This window comes from Streptomyces sp. NPDC001381, assembly GCF_042895685.1.
Classification (GTDB): domain Bacteria; phylum Actinomycetota; class Actinomycetes; order Streptomycetales; family Streptomycetaceae; genus Streptomyces.
Map to the genome: position 1 here is coordinate 399,795 of NZ_JBIAWO010000002.1, position 15,972 is coordinate 415,766.

At 72.9% G+C, this 15,972-nt stretch carries 14 protein-coding genes and 1 riboswitch; of the genes, 11 read left to right on the forward strand and 3 right to left on the reverse strand.

Annotation, left to right across the window (positions count from 1 at the left end):
- Window positions 1-47: 47 nt before the first annotated feature.
- On the forward strand, window positions 48-680 hold the full coding sequence (locus ACFY2L_RS08865; protein WP_390821906.1) for a helix-turn-helix domain-containing protein: 633 nt from the start codon (window positions 48-50) through the stop codon (window positions 678-680).
- Window positions 677-799, forward strand: a complete 123-nt coding sequence (locus ACFY2L_RS08870) for a DUF6126 family protein (protein WP_390656216.1) — start codon at window positions 677-679, stop codon at window positions 797-799. The genes ACFY2L_RS08865 and ACFY2L_RS08870 overlap by 4 nt, the downstream gene beginning before the upstream one ends.
- A 31-nt stretch (window positions 800-830) precedes the next feature.
- Here the strand turns inward: ACFY2L_RS08870 and ACFY2L_RS08875 are convergent, their stop codons facing one another.
- Window positions 831-1,628: a tyrosine-protein phosphatase gene (locus ACFY2L_RS08875; protein WP_390821907.1), complete on the reverse strand. Its 798-nt coding sequence runs from the start codon at window positions 1,626-1,628 to the stop codon at window positions 831-833.
- A 220-nt stretch (window positions 1,629-1,848) separates the two neighbouring features.
- Between ACFY2L_RS08875 and ACFY2L_RS08880 the strand changes: the two genes are divergently transcribed.
- From ACFY2L_RS08880 to ACFY2L_RS08895, 4 genes are all read left to right on the forward strand, one after another.
- On the forward strand, window positions 1,849-3,936 hold the full coding sequence (locus tag ACFY2L_RS08880) for an alpha-galactosidase (RefSeq protein WP_390821908.1): 2,088 nt from the start codon (window positions 1,849-1,851) through the stop codon (window positions 3,934-3,936).
- Window positions 3,937-4,240: 304 nt separating this feature from the next.
- Window positions 4,241-4,398: riboswitch (cyclic di-AMP (ydaO/yuaA leader) on the forward strand.
- A 4-nt stretch (window positions 4,399-4,402) separates the two neighbouring features.
- Window positions 4,403-5,371 carry a peptidoglycan DD-metalloendopeptidase family protein gene (locus ACFY2L_RS08885; protein ID WP_390821909.1) on the forward strand — a complete coding sequence of 323 codons (969 nt, stop codon included), beginning with the start codon at window positions 4,403-4,405 and terminating at the stop codon, window positions 5,369-5,371.
- Between the two features lie 209 nt (window positions 5,372-5,580).
- A complete protein-coding gene (locus ACFY2L_RS08890) occupies window positions 5,581-6,288 on the forward strand; it encodes a DUF6250 domain-containing protein (RefSeq protein ID WP_390821910.1) in 708 nt (235 codons plus the stop codon).
- Between the two features lie 126 nt (window positions 6,289-6,414).
- Window positions 6,415-7,200: an SGNH/GDSL hydrolase family protein gene (locus ACFY2L_RS08895; RefSeq protein WP_390657097.1), complete on the forward strand. Its 786-nt coding sequence runs from the start codon at window positions 6,415-6,417 to the stop codon at window positions 7,198-7,200.
- A gap of 89 nt (window positions 7,201-7,289) precedes the next feature.
- Here ACFY2L_RS08895 and ACFY2L_RS08900 read toward each other — a convergent pair whose 3' ends face one another.
- Complete coding sequence (locus ACFY2L_RS08900; RefSeq protein ID WP_390821911.1) at window positions 7,290-7,988, reverse strand: TetR/AcrR family transcriptional regulator; 699 nt, start codon at window positions 7,986-7,988, stop codon at window positions 7,290-7,292.
- A gap of 68 nt (window positions 7,989-8,056) precedes the next feature.
- Entirely contained in the window at window positions 8,057-9,238 is a 1,182-nt protein-coding gene (locus ACFY2L_RS08905) for a Glu/Leu/Phe/Val dehydrogenase dimerization domain-containing protein (protein ID WP_390656222.1), read from the reverse strand.
- 128 nt (window positions 9,239-9,366) lie between these two features.
- Between ACFY2L_RS08905 and ACFY2L_RS08910 the strand changes: the two genes are divergently transcribed.
- The 5 genes from ACFY2L_RS08910 (at window position 9,367) to ACFY2L_RS08930 (ending at window position 15,913) form a co-directional block, all read left to right on the forward strand.
- The gene (locus ACFY2L_RS08910; RefSeq protein ID WP_390821912.1) at window positions 9,367-10,617 is read left to right on the forward strand and encodes an MBL fold metallo-hydrolase; all 1,251 of its coding nucleotides are present in this window, start codon (window positions 9,367-9,369) and stop codon (window positions 10,615-10,617) included.
- An 890-nt stretch (window positions 10,618-11,507) separates the two neighbouring features.
- Window positions 11,508-14,414: an ATP-binding protein gene (locus tag ACFY2L_RS08915; protein ID WP_390821913.1), complete on the forward strand. Its 2,907-nt coding sequence runs from the start codon at window positions 11,508-11,510 to the stop codon at window positions 14,412-14,414.
- Window positions 14,415-14,473: 59 nt separating this feature from the next.
- On the forward strand, window positions 14,474-14,908 hold the full coding sequence (locus tag ACFY2L_RS08920; protein ID WP_390656225.1) for a roadblock/LC7 domain-containing protein: 435 nt from the start codon (window positions 14,474-14,476) through the stop codon (window positions 14,906-14,908).
- Window positions 14,909-14,910: 2 nt separating this feature from the next.
- Complete coding sequence (locus tag ACFY2L_RS08925) at window positions 14,911-15,282, forward strand: DUF742 domain-containing protein (protein ID WP_359279256.1); 372 nt, start codon at window positions 14,911-14,913, stop codon at window positions 15,280-15,282.
- Window positions 15,260-15,913 carry an ATP/GTP-binding protein gene (locus tag ACFY2L_RS08930; protein WP_390656226.1) on the forward strand — a complete coding sequence of 218 codons (654 nt, stop codon included), beginning with the start codon at window positions 15,260-15,262 and terminating at the stop codon, window positions 15,911-15,913. Before ACFY2L_RS08925 ends, ACFY2L_RS08930 begins: the two co-directional genes overlap by 23 nt.
- Window positions 15,914-15,972: the final 59 nt, after the last annotated feature.

A 15,972-nucleotide genomic window follows, 5' to 3' on the forward strand; every position in this document is an offset into this window, starting at 1 on the left:
GAGGCAAGGAATTTGCCCCGGAGGCAAGGGTGCGGCTGAATGGACGTATGAGTTCGTCCCCGTCCGAGCCCCCCGAGGCCGCGGCGGACCCGGCTGATGCCGTCCCCGTCGTCGCCCCGCAGCTGCGGTCCCTGCGCCGCAGGGCCGCCCTCACCCTGGAGGCCGCGGCCCGCGCCGCCGGGCTGTCGCCCGCCCACCTCTCCCGTCTGGAGACGGGACAGCGCCAGCCCTCGCTGCCGATGCTGCTCGCGCTCGCCCGGATCTACGGTACGACGGTCTCGGAGCTGCTGGGCGAGACGGCCGTCGACCGCGACGCGGTCGTCCGCGCCGCCGACATGGAACCCACCCGTGCGGGCGGCTGGACGTACTGGCAGGCCGGCGCCCCCGGGCGGGGGATGCAGGCCCTGCGCGTGCACATTCCCCACGGCTCCCAGGGCGACATCGTGCGGGTGCATCCGGGGGAGGAGTGGCTGCACGTGCAGCGCGGGCGGCTGCGGCTGCGCCTCGGGGACACCGTCCATCTGCTCGGGCCCGGGGACAGCGCGCACTTCGACTCGCTGACCCCGCACCGCCTCGCCGCGCAGGACCCCGAAGGGGTCGAGCTGCTGTTCGTCCACACCCTGCTGCAGAGCCCCACGGCCACGCTGTGCCTGGGCCCGACCCCTGGAGAGACGTCATGACCGACATGGAGGAACGGTTCCCCCGCAGCCTCTGGATCCGGCTGATCATCTACATCGCCGTGGGCCACCTCCTCGCCGCGTTCATCTGGCTGCTGTTCGAGGTGGGGGCCAAGCGGTGAGCCGCCCGCGCGGGGCCGGCCTGCCGGGCCGTCAGTCGAGCAGGCGCTCGCGCAGCCGCTCCCGGGTCTCGGACGCCAGCCCGAGGCCCCGCTCCAGATAGGTGTCGACGCCGCCCCAGGTCTCCCCGATGGTCTCCATGGCCGCCGCGAGGTACTCCGCCCGGGCGTCGAAGAGGGGGCTGAGCAGCTCCAGCACCTCGGGGGTGTAGGCGGTCGCCTGCGAGCCGTTGCTGCGTATCTTGTAGCGGCGGTGCTTGGCGTTGGACTCCAGGTAGTCCGCGAGGATGGCCTCGCGCTCCACGCCCAGGGCGAGCAGCGTCACCGCGACGGAGAGGCCGGCGCGGTCCTTGCCCGCCGCGCAGTGCATCAGGGCCGGGACGTTGTCCTCGGCGAGCGAGTGCAGCACGCGCGAGTGCTCGGCCGTGCGCTCCTTGATGATCGAACGGTAGGAGGCGATCATCCGGCCGGCCGCCTGTCCCTCGCCGAGGATCGCGCGCAGCTGGTCGATGTCGCCGTCGCGGACCATCTTCCAGAACTCGGCGCCGTCCGCCGGGTCCGACAGCGGCAGATTCACATTGCGCACGCCCGGCAGCTCGACGTCCGGGCCCTCCAGCTTCTGGTCCGCCGCGTTGCGGAAGTCGAAGATCGTGTGCAGGCCCAGGGAGGACAGGAACGCGGCGTCCTCGTCGGTCGCATGCGCGAGATGGCCGCTGCGGAACAGCACGCCGTGCCGTACCCGCCGTCCGTCGACGGTCGGCAGACCGCCGACGTCGCGGAAGTTGCGGACACCGGCCAGCTCGGGCTCGGTCGACGGGATCTGCTGCGTCACGGGGGCTCCCTCCCGGTCGGGCTCCGCCGGCGCGGCTCGTGGTGGCCGGCGGGACCTCCTCGACCATACGACATGGATTCCCCGGGCAACGGTTGTCCGCAGGTGGACAAATCCCCCGTCTCTGCAGGTGAACGGTTTCTCCACAGGCATTGCCGGGTGGGGCACCCGCATCCGATGATGTTGAGACTTGATCGCACCTGTTCGAATCAGTGGGGGTTTGATGCCCGAGACCGTGAAGCCCGAGATCGCCGCGGACGGCCGCACCTGGCTCCTTTCGGGGCCCGCGAGCAGCTACGCCCTCCATCTCACCGAGGCCGACGAGCTGGTGCACCTGCACTGGGGCCCGAGGATCGCGCTCGCCGACGCCGAGGCCCTCGCGGCCCTTCCTCTGCGGGGCCGCGCGTCCTTCGAGGCGGCTCTGGACGGCCACGAGGAGTACCCGGTGGAGGGCGGCCCCCGTTTCGTCCGTCCCGCCCTGTCCGTACGCACCGCCGAGCGGCGCGGCACCGAATGGACCTTCGAGACGTACGAGACCGAGGGCGCCGAGCTGCGGCTGCGCTTCCGCGACGCCGGTCTGACGATCACCCTGCACTACCGGATGCGGGACGACGTCATGGAGCGCTGGACGACCCTGCGCAACGAGGGCGCGGAGCCGCTGGAGCTGCTGCGCGCCGACTCCGCCACCTGGACCCTGCCCGAGCGGGAGGGCTGGCGGCTGTCGCAGCTGCACGGCCGCTGGGCCGCCGAGTCCCGGCTCGTGAGGGCCCCGCTCACCTACGGTGAGAAGGTCATCGGCAGCCGCCGCGGCCACACCGGCCACCAGTATCTGCCCTGGGTCGCCCTCGACACCGACGCGACCGAGGAGCGCGGCGAGGTCTACGGCTGCGCCCTCGGCTGGTCCGGCTCCTGGCGCATCGCCGTCGCCCAACTCCCGGACGAGCGCGTACAGATCACCGGCGGCGCCGGCCACGACGACTCGGGCCTGCTGCGCCTGGCGGCGGGGGAGTCCTTCACCGCGCCCGTCTTCGCCGGCCTGTGGAGCGACGGCGGCTTCGGCGGCGCCAGCCGCGCCTGGCACGCCTACCAGCGCGCCCATGTGATCCCGGACGCCGAGCGGGACCGGCCGGTGCTGTTCAACTCCTGGGAGGCCACCTTCTTCGACATCTCCGAGGAGCAGCAGGCGGCCCTCGCCCGCCGTGCCGCGGAGATCGGCGTCGAGCTGTTCGTCGTCGACGACGGCTGGTTCGGCGCCCGCACCAGCGACCGTGCCGGACTCGGCGACTGGCACCCCAACCCGGACCGCTTCCCCCACGGCCTCAAGCCCCTCGCCGACCAGGTGCACGGGCTCGGCATGCAGTTCGGCATCTGGGTCGAGCCCGAGATGGTCAACCCGGACAGCGACCTGTACCGCGCCCACCCGGACTGGGTGCAGTTCCAGCCGGGACGAAAGCGGACGGAGTTCCGCAATCAGCTCATGCTGAACCTCGCGCGCGAGGACGTCCAGGAGTACCTCTGGGGACAGCTCGACGGGCTCCTGTCCAGTGCGCCCATCGACTACGTCAAGTGGGACTTCAACCGCTGCTTCACCGACGCCGGCTGGCCGGACGACGCCTACCCGCAGCGTCTGTGGGTCGACCACGTGCGCGGTCTGTACGCCCTCCTGGACCGGTTGCGGGCGGCCCACCCGGGTGTGGCCTTCGAGTCCTGCTCGGGTGGCGGCGGGCGGATCGACCTCGGCATCCTGAGCCGCACCGACCAGGTGTGGACCTCCGACAACACCGACCCGCTCGACCGCCTCGCCATCCAGCACGGCTTCAGCCAGATCCACCCCGCGCGCGTCATGGCCGCCTGGGTCACCGACAGCCCCAACACCCAGCTGAACGGGCGGGTCAGCTCACTGCGCTTCCGTTTCGTCAGTGCGATGGCCGGGGTGCTCGGGGTCGGCGGGGACCTGTCCGAGTGGACCGACGAGGAGCTCGCCGAGGCCCGGCGATGGGTGGACCTCTACAAGGAGATCCGGCCCCTCGTCCAGCAGGGCGACCTGTACCGGCTGCGTCCCCCGGCGGGCGGACTGAGCGCCGTCCAGTACGTCCGCGGCGACGAGGCCGTGGTCCTCGCCTGGCTGGAGGCGCAGCGGTACGGCGAGCCCGTACCCGCGCTGAGGCTGCGCGGCCTCGACCCGGCAGCGTCGTACGAATGCCGCGAAACGGGCGAAGTGCACCGGGGTGCGGTGCTGTTGCACCATGGACTGCGGATCGCGCTGCGGGGTGACCTCGATGCGACGGTTATCCGTCTGCGTCGGATCTGAGGGTTCTGTCCGAATTGGATCCTTCGTTACAACTCGCTCTGGAATAGGGGATCCTGGAGGGGCGTCACGTGAGCAGCGTCATATTCGTGACCGTCCGTCGCCCGTCATGTTCACGTAATCCAATGTCTTTTCAGGGACGTTGGGCGAAAATGCGCGTGCCTGATGCACGCAGCGTCACCGGTAATTCTCACAGGGGATCAAGAGAAAGGAGTGAGCAGGGCAACCTGTGCTTGTTCCCGTGCGTCTGGGTCGCTTACGTTCCAGTCCAATCCGGACGGACGCCGAATCCTGCCGCCGCCCGGAGTCCGCACACTCACCCGTCACGGCAGGAGCGGGGGACCCACAGGTAGAACCGCCTGTTCCGGTCTCCGGAACAGGCTTGGGGTAAAGCCGCGCCTCGGCGCGGCCGGGCATCTCCAGTCCGCACCCGACAGCTCACCTCGCAGGCGCCGGAGAGGAATTCGCCATGCCCGCGAAGGGTAAGCACCGCCGTCCGAAGACCCAGCGTTTCACCCGTTCCATAGCCGTCGCCGGAACCGGCGGGGCCGCGCTCGCCCTCCCGCTCATGGGAGCCACCGGCGCCCATGCGGCCACCACTCAGTCGGTTTCCCAGTCGGCCGCTCAGGCCGTTTCCGGATCGGTCGCGGAAAACGCCGTACAGGCCGCTCCGGTGTCGCGGAAGTCCCCGGCTTCGCACGCCAGGACCTACACCGTGCGGGCCGGTGACTACCTCGCCAAGATCGCCGACGAGCAGAACGTCAGCGGTGGCTGGCACAAGCTGTACGCGGACAACCGTGAGGCGGTCGGCGGCAACCCCTCGCTGATCCACCCCGGCCTCGAGCTGTCGATCGGCAAGAAGGCCGCGACCACCAAGTCCTCCTCCGGTTCGTCCGCTTCCTCCTCCTCGTCGTCGAAGACCTCGACGTCGTCGTCCTCCTCCACCACGTCCTCCGGCTCGAAGGCCTCGACGTCGTCCTCCTCGAAGACGACCGCCACGGCCGCCGAGAGCGGCGCCGGCACTTCCAGCGGTTACAGCCTTCCGGTGGCCGGCGCGACCGTCGGGACCGGCTACCGCGTGGCCGGCGGCATGTGGTCCAGCGGCTACCACACCGGCGTCGACTTCGTCGTGCCGACCGGCACCTCGCTCAAGGCCGTCGGCGCGGGCACGGTCGTCTCCGCCGGATGGGGCGGCGCGTACGGCAACCAGGTCGTCATCAAGCTCAACGACGGTTACTACGCCCAGTACGCCCACCTCTCCCAGCTCTCCGTCTCGGCCGGTCAGACCGTGACCGCGGGCCAGCAGGTCGGCCTCTCCGGCGCGACCGGCAACGTGACCGGCCCGCACCTGCACTTCGAGATCCGCACCACGCCGAACTACGGCTCGGACGTGGACCCGGTCGCCTACCTCCGCTCCCACGGCGTCTCCGTCGGCTGACCCGCGCCGACGACCCCCGCGCGACACGCCTGATCGCCTGACACGCAGCCGAAGGCCGGACCCCCGCCCCCGGGGTCCGGCCTTCGGCGTGCCCTCCGGGTTCCGGGGCGGCTCGACGGGTAGGGGGTAAGCGCTTTCCGCTTGTTCCCGCAAACGTCCCCAGACGTCCCGCAGACGTCCCGCCGATGCTCACCGAAGGAGCCGCCGCCATGACCACCACCCGTCGGGCCCTGGGAGCCCTCGCCGCAGGCGCCGCCCTCGCCGCCCTGGCCCCGGCCGGTCCCGCGAGCGCCACCCCTCGCCACCGCCGGCTGATCGCCCACGACGACTTCCGCCACGGGCTGCGCCAGTGGGTCGTGGAACGGGAGCGGGGCGGGAGCGTCACGGCCTCGCGCGGAATCCTGGACATCGACGTGCCCGCCGGGGCGACGGTCTGGTTCAAGCGGCCGCTCGAAGGACCGTACGTCCTCGAATACGTCGCCACCCCCGTCGCCGAGGGCGGCGCCAACGACCGTGTCTCCGACCTCAACAACTTCTGGAACGCCGTCGACGTCCGCTCCCCGGACGACCTCTTCGCCACCCCGCGCGGCGGCGCCCTCGCCGAGTACGACCAGCTCACGACCTACTACGTCGGCTACGGCGCCAACACCAACACCACGACCCGGCTGCGCCGCTACGTGGGCCTGGCGGGTGTGCGCCCGCTGATCCTCGACTACACCGAGCCGCTGCTCGTGGCGAACCGGCCGCACCACGTGCGGATCGTCTCCGACGGCTCCACGGTGAGGTGGTGGAACAACGGGCGGCTGGTCTTCGACTACGCCGACCTGCAGCCCTACACCCGCGGGCACTTCGCCTTCCGGACGACCTGGAGCCACTTCCGGATCAACAACTTCCGGGCGTGGTCCCTTATTCCCTGAGGGGCGAACTCTTCGGGAGTGGCTTATCTCACCGACCGTCAACCCCTGCCTACGGTCGCGTAGGTCACATTCGAAGGTGAATCATGATCTGCCGTGGCAGACGATTCGAAGAGTGACAACAGATCAGTGATCGGGTCGTACGTGGCGGTGGGGGACAGCTTCACCGAGGGCGTCGGCGACCCCGGGCCCGACGGGGCGTTCGTCGGCTGGGCCGACCGGTTCGCGGTGCTGCTCGCGGACCGGCGGCCCGAAGGCGACTTCGAGTACACCAACCTGGCCGTGCGCGGAAAGCTGCTCGACCAGATCATGGAGGACCAGCTTCCGCGGGCCGTCGAACTCGCCCCGGACCTGGTGTCCTTCTGCGCGGGCGGCAACGACATCCTCCGGCCGGGCACCGACCCCGACGAGGTCGCCGAGCGCTTCGAGAGCGCGATCGCCGCACTGACCGCCGTCGCTGGCACGGTCATGGTGACGACCGGCTTCGACACGCGGGGCGTGCCCGTGCTCAAGCATCTGCGCGGGAAGATCGCCACCTACAACGGGCATGTCCGGGCCATCGCGGACCGGTACGGGTGTCCGGTGCTCGACCTGTGGTCCCTGAAGTCCGTGCAGGACCGGCGGGCGTGGGACGGCGACCGGCTGCACCTCTCCCCGGAGGGGCACACGCGGGTGGCGCTGCGGGCCGGGCAGGTGCTCGGGCTGGAGGTGCCGGCCGACCCGGAGCAGCCCTGGCCGCCGCTGCCGCCCCGGGGGACGCTCGAGGTGCGCAGGGACGACGTGCAGTGGGCGCGGGAGTATCTCGTGCCGTGGATCGGGCGGCGGCTGCGGGGGGAGTCGTCGGGGGATCACGTGACCGCCAAGGGCGCGTTGTCGCCCGCGGACATCAGGATGCGGATCGCCGCGGTGGCGTGAGGGGCGGGGTGCGGCGGGAGGGATTCACCCCGCCGCACCCTTCCCGTGCTCGCCCCCGGAGGCTGCGCCCCCCGACCCCCGTCCCGCCGTCAGGGGCCCTCGTCGTCGACCTCGGATGCCTCGGAGACCGCGGAGAACTCGGAGACCCCGGAGACCGCGGAGAACTCGGAGACCCCGGACGCCGGGCGGGCCGGGGTGCTCAGCCCGAGTTCCCTCGTCAGCGTCTCTTCCACCCACTCCTGTGCCCTGGCCCGGGACACCGTGCCGCCGTACGACGTCAGCTGGACGGCCAGACCGTCCAGGAGGGCCGTCAGCCGCAGGGCCGTCGCCGTCGGGTCCGGGCAGGTGAACTCGCCTGCCGTCACACCCTCGGTGATGACCTCGGTGAGCGCCGACTTCCACTTCCGGTCGAGGTCCCGGGCGACCTCCCGCAACGCGGGCTCGCGCAGGGACACCGCCCAGCCCTCGATCCACAGCCGCCAGCCCTTGGCCTGCCCGGTCGGGGCGTACCAGCGCACCGCCGACCGCAGCCGGCGCAGCGCGGTCGTCCGGCGGCCGAGCAGCCGGCGCAGCTGGGCCAGGTCGCCCTCGGCGGCGTACGCGAAGGCCTCGGCGACCAGCTTCTCCTTCGTCGAGAAGTGGTAGAGGACCAGCGCGTTGCTCACACCGAGCGCCGCGGCCACGTCGGCGATCCTGACCGCCGCCACGCCCCGCGCCTCGATCTGCTCGATGGCGGCCCGCAGCAGCTCCTCACGCCGCTCGGCCACGCTCAACCGGACCCTCGCCACGCCGTCACCCTACACAGGAGCCGGACGCCCGCCGATCCGTACGGGCTCCGCGACCTGCGCCGACGTCCTCACCGGTGCCGTCCGAACCGCTCCGCGATCACCGGCAGCCGCTCCGCGGCGAGGGCGTGCGCGGCGGCCCGGGGCGTCGTCCCGTCCGCCTGGGCGCGCGCCAGGACCAGCTCCATCAGCGCCCGCATGGCACGGCGCGTGTGCGCGAACGCCTCGTCCGCGTCCGCGCCGATGTCGCCGAACAGTGTCCACCACCACCAGGCGTTCGTCCCGGAGTTGACCACCACGTCCGGCAGGACGCGCACCCCGCGCGCGTGGAGCGACGCCTCCGCCTCCGGCAGGACCGGCATGTTGGCCGCCTCGGCGATCCAGCGGGCGGTGATCCGTTCCTCTTCCTCGACGCCGATCGCGTACGACACCGCCGCCGGCACCAGCACCTCCGCGTCCACCGACAGCCAGGCCTCGCCCGGCAGTTCGCGGTCGGCGGGCCGCAGCGCGGCACGGTCCACGGTGCCGTGGCCGTCGCGCGCGGCGAGCAGCGCCTCCACGTCGAGTCCGTCCGGGTTGGCGATCGTGCCCTTGACGTCGGCGACGGCCACGACCGTCAGCCCCGCGCGCGAGAGGAAGCGTGCCGTGGCGCCGCCCATGGTGCCGAGCCCCTGCAGCGCCACCCGCGTCCCGGTGTACGGCACCCCGGCCCCGTCCAGGGCGGTCAGCACCGACTCGGCCACCCCGCAGCCGCCGACCAGCTCGTCCAGGCCGATGCCGTCCACCTCGACGGCGAAGGCGTCCGCCAGACGCGCGCGGGCCGCCTCCTCGTCGTCGAGCAGCGGGTACACGGCCTGCACCGAGGAGACCAGGCCCACCTCGGCGACCGCCCGGTCCACCAGGTCCTGGGTCAGGCCCAGGTCCTCGCCGGTGGTCCAGCAGCTCTCCACGTACGGCCGCACCGCCCGCAGATAACGGACCAGCAGCCCGTACGCCTCCGGGTCGCGGGGATCGCAGTCGATGCCGCCCTTGGCCCCGCCCAGGGGGACGTAGCGCGCCCGGGGGTCGTAGTGCAGCGCCTCCTTGAGGCTCATCCCGCGCGCGAGCCCCGTCACCTCCTCCAGGGTGCAGCCCTCCCGCATCCGCAGACCGCCGCTGCACACACCGCGCACGAGCCGGTCCACCACCAGGAAGCCCCGGCGGCCGGTGACGTCGTCCGTCCAGGTCAGGGACAACAGGGGCGCGGCGGACATGGGGGCTCCTCGAACCGGATCGTTACTGAACAGTGGGTCAGTATCGGGAGGCGGGACGAGGGCTGTCAACGCACTGTCGGAGGGGGCGACCATAATGGAATGCCTCAGCGACCCCACCTGGAGGTACCGTGTCCGGTTTCCGTTCCCTGAGCCGCGGGCTCCGCGCACTGCAGCCCGAGGCCTTCGGCGCGGACCCCAGTGGTGAGCGCATGGCGCTCATCCGCAGATCGCCCCACTTCAGGGACGGGGTCTTCCAGAACCCCGGCGGCCCGGCCCGCACCCGCCCCTCGGGTTCGGCACTGGACTTCGCCAAGGTCTTCTTCGACAAGGAGCAGCGCCCCCGCCGTGCCCCCACGGGAACCGTCCCGGTGCACGCCACCACTCTCGCCGACCTCGCCAAGCCGCCCGTCACGGGCCTGCGCCTGACCTGGATGGGCCACTCCAGCGTGCTTGCGGAGATCGACGGGCAGCGCGTGCTGTTCGACCCCGTCTGGGGCGAGCGCTGCTCCCCGTTCCCCTTCGTCGGCCCCAGGCGGCTGCACCCGGTCCCGCTCCCGCTGGCCGCGCTCGGCCCGGTGGACGTCGTCGTCATCTCCCACGACCACTACGACCACCTGGACCTGCCCACGATCAAGGCACTGGCCGGCACGGACACGCTGTTCGCGGTGCCGCTCGGGGTCGGCGCCCACCTGGAGCACTGGGGCGTGTCGGCGGACCGGCTGCGCGAGCTGGACTGGCACGAGGCGACCAAGGTCGGCGGACTCACCCTCACCGCCACCCCGGCCCGCCACTTCTGCGGCCGCGGCCTGCGCAACACCCAGCACACCCTGTGGGCCTCCTGGGTCGTCGCCGGCGAGGAGCACCGGATCTACCACAGCGGCGACACCGGCTACTTCGACGGCTTCAAGGACATCGGCGCCGCCCACGGCCCGTTCGACGCGACGATGATCCAGATCGGCGCGTACTCGGAGTTCTGGCCCGACATCCACATGACGCCCGAGGAAGGCGTGCGCGCGCATCTCGACCTCCAGGGCGGCACGCCGGGCGGCGCGCTGCTGCCGATCCACTGGGCCACGTTCAACCTGGCGACGCACGCGTGGACCGACCCGGGCGAGGGCACCCTGGCCGCCGGTCGCGCCGTGGGCACCCCGGTCGCGCTGCCACGCCCGGGCGAGCCCTTCGAGCCCGGCGGCGAGAGCGTTCCGGCCGCACCGTGGTGGCGCGAGGTGGCCCTCGCACCGGCGGGTGGCTGGCGGCCGCTGGTCGAGGTGGTGACGGTGGCCAAGGCCGGTACCGACAAAGGTGTTCCGAAGGATCTGACCGATGTGCGGCGCGATCGCCTGGATCTGGTGGGCGAGGAGGGCGTACCCGGAATCTGACGGAGTCCTCCGAGCGAGGCCGCGGCCGGTCCCGCTGCAGCTCGATCACCGCGGTGTAGACCGGTTCCGCCGCAGCCCAGTGGGACTGGCGCTGCAGTGCCGTGCCCACGGCGGTCCAGGCCCGGACGGCCCGGTCCAGGCTCCGGTCACGCCTCGCAACCCGCCCGCCGCACGGTGGACTGGACGCCTTCCTCGGCGCGCTCGGGGGTGCCGGGGCCGGCCTGGTCATGACCTTCCTGGGAGCCTCGCCGGTGGACGCCGCGAGTTTCGGGCTCGGCGCCGGGGCGGTGATCGTGCAGTTGCTGACCGGGCCGCGCCGGGCCAGGCGTCTCTCCCCGCCCTCATCGGGAGGGGCCGACGGGGGAGCGGTGCAGGACCCGCCGCCCCCTTCCGAGGGTATCGGGCACCGGCGCGCCGCCGAAGCGCACCGGTGTTCCGGCTGCGGCCAACGGCACGGTGACCTCGGCAGCGCGACGAGGGACGACCCTTGATGACCGTCTCGGCGGCCGACCGAGGGCCATGGCCGATACCGAGAGTGACAACCCGGAGGGTGTGGCGGAGGGCGGCGCGGCCGCGGAGGCGGTTCCGGTCGGGTGGGAAGGAGTCCGGAAGAGGGGGGTGGTGAGGGGCGGGGGGCCGGAGGTCTCCCCGGTCCTCTCTGTTTGTTTGGGGTCGGGTCTGACCAGGTGTGATCGGTTTGTTTTCTGGTTGTGTTGTCGTCGGGTGGTGAGGTCTCGGTCTGTCGTGCGAAGCCTCATACCAGAGCGGGACCCTCACCGGGGGAGTTTGTCAACGGCCCACCGAACCTGATGCGTTGGCGACTACTGTGAGTGTCCGTCGCGCATATCTGCGCGAGCGACCAGGCCCGACAGACCAGTACGAGGACACCGATGTCTCACCTCCGCGCACCCGCCGCACGTGCAGACCGCCGTGAGGGCGGGCGGCACGGACGGCCGGTGACCCGTACCGCCCCCGCGCCGACCGAGACGCACATACGGCCCCAGTTGCTGCGGCTCGCCGTGCTGCCGCCGACCGCGGTCGCCCTCAGCGCCTGCGCGGTCGTCCTGTTCACCGTGCGCTCCACCGGCACCCGGCCCGGACCCGTCCTGTGGGCCGTCCTGGCGGGCGCGGTGGCGGTCACCGGTGTCGGCATCCTGGTCGCGGCCGTCGCCGCCGAGCGCGCCGCCCGCTCCGTCAGCGACCGCCTCGCCGCACTGCGCCGGAGCAGCGCGCGCGGCGAGGCCGAACTGCGCGCGCTCATCGAGGAACTGCGCCGCGGCGAGGTCCCGCCCCCGCGCAAGTCGCGCGGCGGACCTCCCGGTGACGCCGACGACTTCGAGCTGCTCGCCGCCGACCTCGCCCGCGCGCACGACGGGGCCGTCACCGCCGTGGTCCAGGCCTCCCAGCTGTCCAGCCAGGCCGGCAGCGAGCAGAAGCTGGAGGTCTTCGTCAACCTCGCGCGGCGGTTGCAGTCCCTGGTGCACCGCGAGATCTCGATCCTCGACGAGCTGGAGAACGAGATCGAGGACCCCGGACTGCTCAAGGGCCTCTTCCACGTCGACCACCTCGCCACCCGGATCCGCCGCCACGCCGAGAACCTCGCCGTCCTCGGCGGGGCCGTGTCCCGGCGGCAGTGGAGCAACCCCGTCTCCATGACCGAGGTGCTGCGCTCCGCCATCGCCGAGGTCGAGCAGTACTCCCGGGTCAGGCTCGTACCGCCGATCGACGGCGAGCTGCGCGGGCACGCCGTCGCCGACGTCATCCATCTCCTCGCCGAACTCGTCGAGAACGCCACGGTGTTCTCCGCCCCGCACACCCAAGTGCTGCTGCGCGCCAACCTCGTCACCTCCGGGCTCGCCGTCGAGGTCGAGGACCGCGGCCTCGGTATGCCCGTCGAGGAGCAGGCCCGTATGAACGCCCTGCTCGCCGACCCCGACCAGGTCAACGTCGGCCGGCTGCTGGCCGACGGCCGCATCGGTCTGTTCGTCGTCTCCCAGCTCGCCCGCCGGCACGGCATCCGGGTCCGCCTGCAGTCCAACATCTACGGCGGAGTCCAGGCCGTCCTCGTCGTCCCGCAGGCGCTGCTCGGAGGCGCCGCCGGAGTTGTCGTAGCGGCGCAGGACCCCCTGACCGGGGGAGGGACGCAGCCCACCCCGGCGCCGGACCCGGCCCGCGGCGCCGCGCCCGGACTGCGTCCGCCGGTGCCGGCACGCGGCGCCGTCGAGGCGGGCCACCCGGCGGGGGCGGCGTCGTCGCAGCGGCAGGCCGCTGCTCCCGTGGACGGACAGGACGCGGGCCGCGGCGGCCGCCGACGGGCGCCGGCCCACGCCGCCCCCGACGGCGGCCGCCCGCCGGTCCCGCCCCAGGAGCAGGGCATCCGGCGGCCGCCCGTGTCGTCGCGGAGCGAGGACGCGTCCACCACCGGCACGGGTGGCCCCCTCGCTTCGCCGCTCACGCGCAACACCCCCGACCCGGCCAGGTCCGCGGCGCCTCCCCGGCCCCGGTCCGCCGTGGACGCGGGCCGGCCGGCGGCTTCGGCGCGCCCGAGGTCCGGCGCGGACACGGGCGGTTCGGCCGTGCCGTCGCATCTCCGGGCCGCTGCCGACGCGGGCCAGTCGGCGGCCTCCGCGCGCCCGAGGTCCGGCGCGGACACGGGCGGTTCGGCCGTGCCCTCGTCTCTCCGGGCCGCTTCCGACGGTTCGCCTCCCGACGGCGGCCGGGGCCTCGGCGCCCCGACCACTTCCGTCGAGTCGGCCGGGCGGACGGCGTCCGGGTTTCCCCCCGGGCCTGCGTCGGCCGACGTCTCGGCCGTGCGCGCGTCGGCCCACGTGCCGGGCGGGCGGGCGGAGGCATCTCGGGCGGACGGCCCGGGGCCCGTGCCGCTGCCCGTCCGCGGAGCCCGTCAGGACCGGCCCAACCCGGCCGAGGCCGTGCCCGGGATCCGGCCGGCCGACCGGGCCGTGGTCGAGGAGCACGCGGGCATCGCACCCGTCCCGCGCGTGAGTGCCGTCCGCGGGACCATGGGCAAGCCCCAGTTGCCCCGTCGTCGCGCCCAGGAGCACATCGCGCCGCAGCTGCGCGGGGGACCGGCTCCCCGTCCGGACGCCGAGCAGGCCGCCGGGCACGACCCAGGTCTGATGGCCGCGTTCCAGCGGGGCATCGGCCTCGCCGAGGCCCAGCAGAGTCTGGAGGCGGAGTCCCCCGAATCCGCCCCGTCACCGGAGTGGGAACCACTGGAACGCAGCTCCTACCCGGTGTCCGACCCCTTCGAGCCCACCCGGCAAACCGCACCGGACTCCCCGCTCCTGCCCCCGCTCCCGCACCCTGCCCGGACGGACCCGACGGCCCCCACGGACCCGACGGCGCCCACAGACTCGACGGCCCCTCACCCCGCGTCGGACACGACGTCCACGGCGGGGCGCTCCCCGTACGCACCGCTCGGTTCCACGTCCCGCGCAACGGCGGCTCCGAACCTCGGGTCCGACGCGCCGTCGCCGGCGGAGCCCTCGCCGTACCGGCCACCCGGCTCGGCATTCCCCGACCGGACGGCTCCCCGCCCCGCGTCGGACGCGGCTCCCACGTCGGAGCGATCCCTCTACGCACCCCCCGGCTCCACCTCCCCGGTATCCCAGGCGCCGTCCGCGCACGCCTCCGCCTCCTCCCAGGGGTACGGCGTGCGGGGCGGGGCGGACGGGCCCGCCCATGGGCCCGGGCGTGGTTCCGGAACGGGGACCGGAACCGGAGCCCGGACCGAGCAGCCCACCCCCCGGCACGACGGGAGCGCGTCCGCCGGATGAGCGGTACCCCCACCCCCAGCGCTCCCGCAGACCTTCGTACCCCAAGGAGTCGATCCACCATGGCGAGCGATGTGCCGACCGGCCATGCATCCGATCTCGACTGGCTGATGAGCGGCCTCGTGCAGCGCGTCCCGCACACCATGAGCGCCGTGCTGCTCTCCTGCGACGGGCTGGTGAAGTCGGTCCACGGCCTGGACGCCGACAGCGCCGACCACATGGCCGCCCTGGCCTCCGGCCTGTACTCCCTCGGCCGCAGCGCCGGCGTCCGTTTCGGTGACGGCGGGGACGTACGGCAGGTCGTCGTCGAACTCGACTCGACCCTGCTGTTCGTCAGCACCGCCGGTTCGGGAACCTGTCTCGCCGTGCTCGCCGGGCGGGAGGCCGACGCCGCCGTCCTCGGCTACGAGATGGCGATGCTCGTGAAGAGCGTGCGGCCGTATCTGACGACCGCGCCCCGGCAGCACGCCGTCGAACCGTCGGTGACGGGACCTTGAGCGTGGCGGCGGCCGGCGACGGGCCCTGGCTCGACGACGCGGCCGGACGGCTGGTGCGCCCGTTCACGGTCAGCAACGGGCGCACCGAACCCACCGTCGCCCTCGATCTCATGTCGCAGGTGATGGCCACCGGGGCGAGACCCCTCGGCTACCTCGGGCCCGAGCACGCACAGGCCCTCGACCTGTGCCGGGCGCCCGTCCCGGTCGCCGAGGTGGCCGCCCATCTGAAGCTCCCGGCGGCTGTCACCAAGGTGCTCCTGTCGGACCTCGTCGACTGCGGGGCCCTGACCACCAAGCCCCCCGAGTTCCACCACAACCCCACCGACCGGGCCCTACTGGAGGCAGTGCTCGATGGACTACGACGACAGCTCTGAGGCCGACGCGTACGGCGTGCGCGAGGCACCCGCCGGCGGCCGCGCCGACCCCTTTCCGACCGCGCTGAAGATCCTGGTCGCGGGCGGGTTCGGGGTCGGCAAGACCACCTTCGTCGGCGCCGTGAGCGAGATCGCGCCGCTCAGCACCGAGGAGCTGCTCACCACGGTCGGCGCCGCGACCGACAACCTCGACGGCATCGAGAACAAGGTCGAGACGACCGTCGCCATGGACTTCGGCCGCATCAGCCTGGACCCGCAGCACGTCCTGTACCTGTTCGGCACGCCCGGCCAGGAGCGGTTCTGGTTCATGTGGGACGAGCTGTCCGAGGGGGCCCTCGGCGCGGTCATCCTCGCCGACACCCGCCGCCTGGAGGAGTGCTTCGCGGCCGTCGACTTCTTCGAGGAACGCGGCCTCGGCTTCATCGTCGCCATCAACGAGTTCGACGGTGCCCACCGCTACGACCCCGAGGAGGTGCGCGCCGCCCTCGACCTCGACCCGGACATCCCCGTCGTGCGCTGCGACGCCCGGATCTCCGCCTCCGGAGTCCAGACCCTGCTCACGCTTGTCCGGTACCTCATCGCCCACGCACCGGCGGAACCCCAGCCGAGCCGCGGCGCCACCACCATGTGACCCCCGCGCACCCACCCCGGAGCCGCATATGACGTACGACGTCCCCCGCGACGGAGCCC